The 6,148-nt window shown below is 41.9% G+C and carries 6 protein-coding genes; all 6 read left to right on the plus strand.

The genetic code is table 11. From position 1 onward, the window contains the following. Positions 1-263 precede the first annotated feature (263 nt). A complete protein-coding gene (locus tag CJ239_RS11375; protein WP_102211629.1) occupies positions 264-734 on the plus strand; it encodes a MarR family winged helix-turn-helix transcriptional regulator in 471 nt (156 codons plus the stop codon). After that, positions 709-2,478 (plus strand): ABC transporter ATP-binding protein, encoded by a 1,770-nt coding sequence (locus tag CJ239_RS11380; protein ID WP_102211630.1) that lies wholly within the window; start codon positions 709-711, stop codon positions 2,476-2,478. Before CJ239_RS11375 ends, CJ239_RS11380 begins: the two co-directional genes overlap by 26 nt. Beyond that, the gene (locus tag CJ239_RS11385) at positions 2,468-4,228 is read left to right on the plus strand and encodes an ABC transporter ATP-binding protein (RefSeq protein WP_102211631.1); all 1,761 of its coding nucleotides are present in this window, start codon (positions 2,468-2,470) and stop codon (positions 4,226-4,228) included. The genes CJ239_RS11380 and CJ239_RS11385 overlap by 11 nt, the downstream gene beginning before the upstream one ends. 95 nt (positions 4,229-4,323) lie before the next feature. Next, entirely contained in the window at positions 4,324-4,827 is a 504-nt protein-coding gene (locus tag CJ239_RS11390) for a phosphatase PAP2 family protein (RefSeq protein WP_180958284.1), read from the plus strand. 113 nt (positions 4,828-4,940) lie between these two features. Beyond that, the gene (locus CJ239_RS11395) at positions 4,941-5,387 is read left to right on the plus strand and encodes a LytTR family DNA-binding domain-containing protein (RefSeq protein WP_102211633.1); all 447 of its coding nucleotides are present in this window, start codon (positions 4,941-4,943) and stop codon (positions 5,385-5,387) included. A gap of 4 nt (positions 5,388-5,391) precedes the next feature. Beyond that, positions 5,392-6,066 (plus strand): LiaF domain-containing protein, encoded by a 675-nt coding sequence (locus CJ239_RS11400; RefSeq protein WP_102211634.1) that lies wholly within the window; start codon positions 5,392-5,394, stop codon positions 6,064-6,066. Positions 6,067-6,148: the final 82 nt, after the last annotated feature.

Raw genomic sequence — 6,148 nt, forward strand, 5'->3', positions numbered from 1 at the left:
CTTTTCATTATAGATCTTATGGGACTTTTTTTCTACAACAAAATAGGCTCCATAATATCCATAGGGGATTTACCCACTACAAATATTATAGAGCCGAAAACATGATCCTAAGTGAGAAAATCACTTGGGATTTTTTTAATCAAGAAAATAGTTCTCTAGGAAACTTTTTTCTTGACATCTCTTTTCAAAGTGATAAAATAGTTCTCATGAAAACTTATTTAGTTCCTAGGAGAACTAAATGTGATAGTTAGAAAGGAGTTAGTATGGATAAACCGATGTTAGTCTTTAAGAGTTTTGGTCATCAGATTCACCTGATGGTGCAAAAGAAAGCCAAGCGTTGTGGCATTGAATTTATGGGTGGACCGCAAGGGCAGGTTGTGCGTTTTTTAGATCATTGTGAACAAAAAGAGGAACTGGTTCTGATTAAGGATATCGAGCAGGAACTCAATATTACCAAATCTGTTGCTAGTAACCTGGTTAAGCGTATGGTGCAAAATGGTTTGGTAGAATTGGAGGCGAGTCCTAGCGATAAGCGGGCAAAATTTGTTCGTTTGACGGACAAAGCACGTTCTCAGATGCAACAGGTTAAGGCCTTTTTTGAACGCATAGACAAGCAGTTGTTGGCAGATGTAGATGAAGGCGAATTACTGATTTTTGAGAAAGTCCTTGCTCAACTACAGGAAAATATCAAGAGAATAGGAGGAGAGAATGAAGAAATTAGCCAAACGAATTAGTAGAAAAGAATGTGGGATGATTTTTCTAGCCATTCTCTTTACTTGCTTTTCGGTCTATCTAGAGTTAGAAGTGCCGACCTATATCTCGAAAATTACGGATTTGCTGGGAAGTCAAGGAACCAACTTGGATGAGTTATGGCAACCAGCAGGTATGATGGTCGGAATGTCCTTTTTTGCCTTCTTGTCCGCAGTCGCAGTTGGATTTTTTGCATCCAGAGTGGCTGCTTCTTACACTAGTAGGCTGAGAAGTGATATTTTTAACCGAGTTTTGGATTACTCGCAGACAGAGATTAAGAAATTCTCTATTCCTAGTCTCTTAACTCGTACCACCAATGACATTACTCAAGTTCAGATGTTGATTACCATGGGCTTGCAAGTGGTGACGCGTGGTCCGATTATGGCTATTTGGGCTATCGGGAAGATTTTAGGCCATTCAGAATACTGGCTCTGGGCCGTTCTTGTAGCAGTGGTTGTCAATGTTTTGATGACGACCGTTTTGATGACGTTAGCCTTTCCAAAACAGTCCTTGATTCAAAGCCTGACTGATAAACTGAACAGTATCACTCGTGAGAGTTTAACAGGTATTCGTGTCGTTCGCGCCTACAATGCTGAAGAATATCAAAATGAAAAATTTGCTGCAGCAAATGATGAGCTGACACGCTTGAATTTGTTTGTCAACCGTCTTATGGCCATTTTAAATCCTATTATGATGGGAATTTCAAGTGGTTTAAGTGTGGCGATTTACTGGATTGGGGCCTATGTAATCAACGATGCTGCTCCAACAGCGCGTCTGCCTCTCTTTAGTGACATGATTGTTTTCATGTCTTATGCCATGCAGGTTGTCATGGGCTTCCTTCTCATGGGGGCGCTCTTCATCGTTCTTCCCCGAACTATGGTCTCTGCCAAGCGGATTAATCAAGTTTTAGATTTGCATTCTTCTATCCAAAACCCTGCTCAAGTGCAGCTGGCTGATGAAAATCTCAAAGGTCAGGTCGAGTTTAAGGATGTGACCTTCCGCTATGCGGCAAATTCGGAGGCAGTTATCGAGCATGTTAGCTTTAGAGCAGAAGCTGGTCAAACAGTGGCCTTTATTGGGTCAACAGGTTCTGGTAAATCAACTCTTGTCAATCTGATTCCACGTTTCTACGATGTGTCAGAAGGAGAAATTCTGGTGGACGGTGTCAATGTTCAAGACTATGCCTTAGAAGATTTGCGCAACAAGGTTGGTTATATTCCTCAGAAAGCGGTTCTCTTTTCAGGTGATGTCAAGGGCAATTTAGACTTTGGACAGAGTCAAGAAACACCGCTTAGTGAGCAGGCTATGTGGCAGGCTCTGGAATTGGCTCAGTCTAAGAACTTTATCGAAGACAAGGAAGCGGGCTTGGTCTCAGAAGTGGCCCAAGGAGGGACCAACTTCTCAGGCGGCCAAAGACAGCGTCTGGCAATTGCGCGTGCCTTGGCTCGGAAGCCAGAAATCCTCATCTTTGATGACTCCTTCTCAGCCTTGGACTACAAGACAGACCGTGTCCTACGCCAAGAGCTAGCAGAGAGAACCAAGTCTATGACCAAGCTTATCGTCGCACAGCGTATTTCAACGATTATGGATGCAGATTTGATTTTGGTCTTGGATCAAGGGAAAGTCGTGGGACAAGGCACCCACAGGGAACTTCTAGCTAATAACGAAGTTTACCAAGAAATTGCTTATTCACAATTATCGAAGGAGGAATTGGAACATGGAAAATAAGAAAATGTCTCTTTGGAAACAGAGTAAACCTTATCTTGCAGGTCTCCAGTTTGCCCTTCTAATCGCCTTTCTAGCAACAATCGTATCCAATATCATTACTGTATATGGTCCAACCCGTATCAAGGAAATGACCAATATCATTGCAAGTGGTCTGGAAACAAGTGTGGATGTCGCGGCGGTTGCAGCTATTGGTGGTTTTTTGGCCGTCATCTATGTGATTGGACTCCTATCCAATTATTTGCAGGCCTTTCTGTTTACAACAGCCATTCAACGTTTTTCAGAGCGTTTGAGAAGAGCTATTGCAGAGAAAATCAATCGCCTACCATTGGGATATTTTGATGGACACTCTCAGGGGGATACTTTGTCTCGTGTAACCAATGACGTTGACACTGCAGCCCAGTCCCTCAATCAAAGTTTAGGAACAGTTCTCTCATCTAGTTTACTGGTCGTGGCGGTCTTAGTAACCATGTTTGGCATGAACTGGATTTTAGCCTTGGTGACGGTTGTTTCAACCCTTATTGGTTTTGCTTTCGTGTCTGTCTTTATGGGCAAATCACAGGGATTCTTTAAGAGTCAGCAACAGGATTTGGCAGCTGTAAATGGTTATGTGGAGGAAATGTACTCTGGCCATAATGTGGTGACCAGTTACAATGCTATCGAGAGCACGAAAGAAGAATTTACGACATTAAATAATCGTTTGTATGACAGTATCTGGAAATCTCAGTTTATTTCAGGGATTATGATGCCGATTATGATGTTTATTGGGATTTTTAGTTATGCCTTAGTGATTATCGTTGGTGCAGCCTTGGCCTTAAATGGGCACATCAGTATCGGGATTATCGTTGCCTTTATGGCCTACGTTCGTATCTTTTCTCAGCCTCTTTCACAAATCGCTCAAGGGATTACTAGTTTGCAGCAGGCTAGTGCAGCCATGGGACGTGTCTTCGAATTCCTAGCTGAAGAGGAGATGGAAGATGAATCCCATAAAGAAAGACAATTGAGCGATATGAAAGGTCAAGTAGTCTTTGATCGAGTCTCCTTTGGTTATACACCAGAGCGAACCATCATCCATGACTTTTCTGCGACCGCTCATGCAGGTCAAAAAGTTGCAATTGTCGGACCGACTGGGGCTGGTAAGACAACTATTGTCAATCTTTTGATGAAGTTCTATGAGATTGATAAGGGAAGTATCCGCATTGATGGCGTGGATACCAAGGAGATGAAGCGTTCGGAAGTACACGATGCCTTTTCAATGGTCTTGCAGGACACCTGGCTCTTTGAAGGCACTATCCGAGATAATCTCATCTATAACCAAACAGGTATTAGTGATGAGCGCGTGATTGAAGCTAGCAAGGCTGTAGGGATTCACCACTTTATTATGACACTACCAGATGGTTATGATACCGTCTTGGATGATACAGTGACATTGTCTGTCGGACAAAAACAACTCTTGACCATTGCTCGTGCTTTGCTGAAAGATGCACCACTCCTAATCCTAGATGAGGCGACTTCTTCTGTTGATACCCGTACAGAGGAATTAATCCAGAAAGCTATGGACCGATTGATGGAGGGCAGAACTTCCTTTGTCATCGCCCACCGCTTGTCAACCATCCGAAATGCTGATCTGATTCTGGTTATGAAGGATGGAAATATCATCGAGCAAGGAAATCATGACGAGCTAATGATGCAAGCTGGTTTCTACGCTGACCTCTACAACAGTCAATTTACAGAAGATGAAGCAGAAGAATAAACCCAAAGAAGGCTTGACGGCCTTCTTTTTCTGCACTATACTAGAAGACAAGTGCTTCCCTGCAAGTAAAATTTGAGTAAGTGATGAGAAAATATATGAAAAATTATCAAGAATGGTATAACCACATCGCTGGTAAGATTGAAAATAAGCCCTTTCTTCTGAGACTGTTAAGAACTTTCAATCGGTTGATGACCGTAGTTATGCCTATAGTTTATCTAACTTTATTAGCCACTACCTATTTCCGAGAAGGATTTGGGAAACAGGTCTTGATGTATGTGTTTATCCCTGCATCAGGTTTTGTGATTTTGTCCTTTCTTCGTAAGAAAATTAATGCCCCTAGGCCTTATGAGGAATGGGATATTAAACCCTTGCTTGACAGAGATAGTCCTGGTCAGTCTATGCCCAGCCGTCATGTATTTTCAGCAACCATTATTTCCATGGCTTGCTTGCATGCTAGTCTAACTATGGGGATGATTTGTTTGACATTATCAGCCTTCCTAGGTCTATTGAGAGTCTTAGGTGGCGTGCATTATCCCAAGGATGTAGTAGTTGGTTATATTTGTGGTCTTGTGTGGGGTGTGATTTTCTTTCTATTTTGATTTGTAAGTTAAGCTAATCCTAGAACCACTTACGGGTCTAAAGTAACCACTTGCTTTTTTGCTCTTGTTTTCTTATTTTAGCTTTGATATAGTAGAGTCAGAAAGGAGATGGAATGAAGTTACGAATCGAAATTGACAGCAATTTAGAGGAAACTGAAATTGTCATCAAGGCAGCGGCTTTGACAGATGAGATTGCGGATTTACAGCGCCTCTTGCAAGAGTCCAAGTCTCCTCGGTTGATTTTTTACAAGGGGACGGGTGAATATTATCTGGATTTGTCGGAAATTCTCTTCTTTGAGACGGAAGGTAGCAAGATTTATGCCCATACCCATAAAGATGCCTATGAAGTTCGGCTCAAACTCTATGAGTTAGAGTCTATCCTTCCTCGCTATTTTAGTCGAGTATCCAAGTCAACTATCGCTAATATTCGGCAAATCTATTCGGTGGATAAGTCCTTTTCAGGAACGGGGACCATTTCCTTTTATCAGACCCACAAGGAGGTTCATGTCTCACGACATTATCAATCCCTCCTAAAAGAAAATCTAAGAAACATGAGGTAATAAGATGAAAAAGAAAGCATTTGGTATTGTATTGCTTGTTTTGGCGGCTTTAGTATTATTGCAGGGGAATTTTGGAATACCTTCTCTGGGGGGGCAAATTTGGCCCTTGATTGGTATTGCTTTTTTTGCCTACCAATCAGTCGGAGCTTTGTTGCGTCGCCACTTAACTTCAGCCTCTTTTACAGCTCTAGTAGCCTTAATGATTGCTAACCACTTTTATGATATTTTACCGATTCCAAATCAGTCACTATTCTGGGCTAGTATTTTAATCGTACTGGGTGTCAACGCACTTACTCATTCTAACAGAACTTGGAATGGGAAAAAATGGTGGTATGATGGTGAAAAGACCATTCTTACAGACAAGGAAGTCGCTTTTGGAACGGGGACTTTCTACAAGCAAAACCAAGAATTGGTAGATGACCAAGTAGAAGTTGGTTTTGGCAATGCTAAGATATATTACGACAATGCAGAGATTTTAGGAGATACTGCAACCCTGAAAGTAGAAGTTGGTTTTGGCAATGCAGTTATCTATGTTCCCCAACATTGGCGAGTGGATTTGAAGGTGGAAACTTTCTGTGGTGTAGCCAAGGCAGATACTTCTCTAGCTCCAACCAGTAAAACTTTGATTATCCGTGGGGATGTGGCCTTTGGGAAGTTGGGAATTGTCTACGTTAGCTAAATTCCCAAACGAAGTTCCGCTGTTAGTAGAAGTGGAAGTTAGTCTGATAAAAATCCTAAAAACCAGTGGAATTCCGTGTCAG

The organism is Streptococcus sp. UMB0029 (assembly GCF_002871495.1).
GTDB lineage: Bacteria > Bacillota > Bacilli > Lactobacillales > Streptococcaceae > Streptococcus.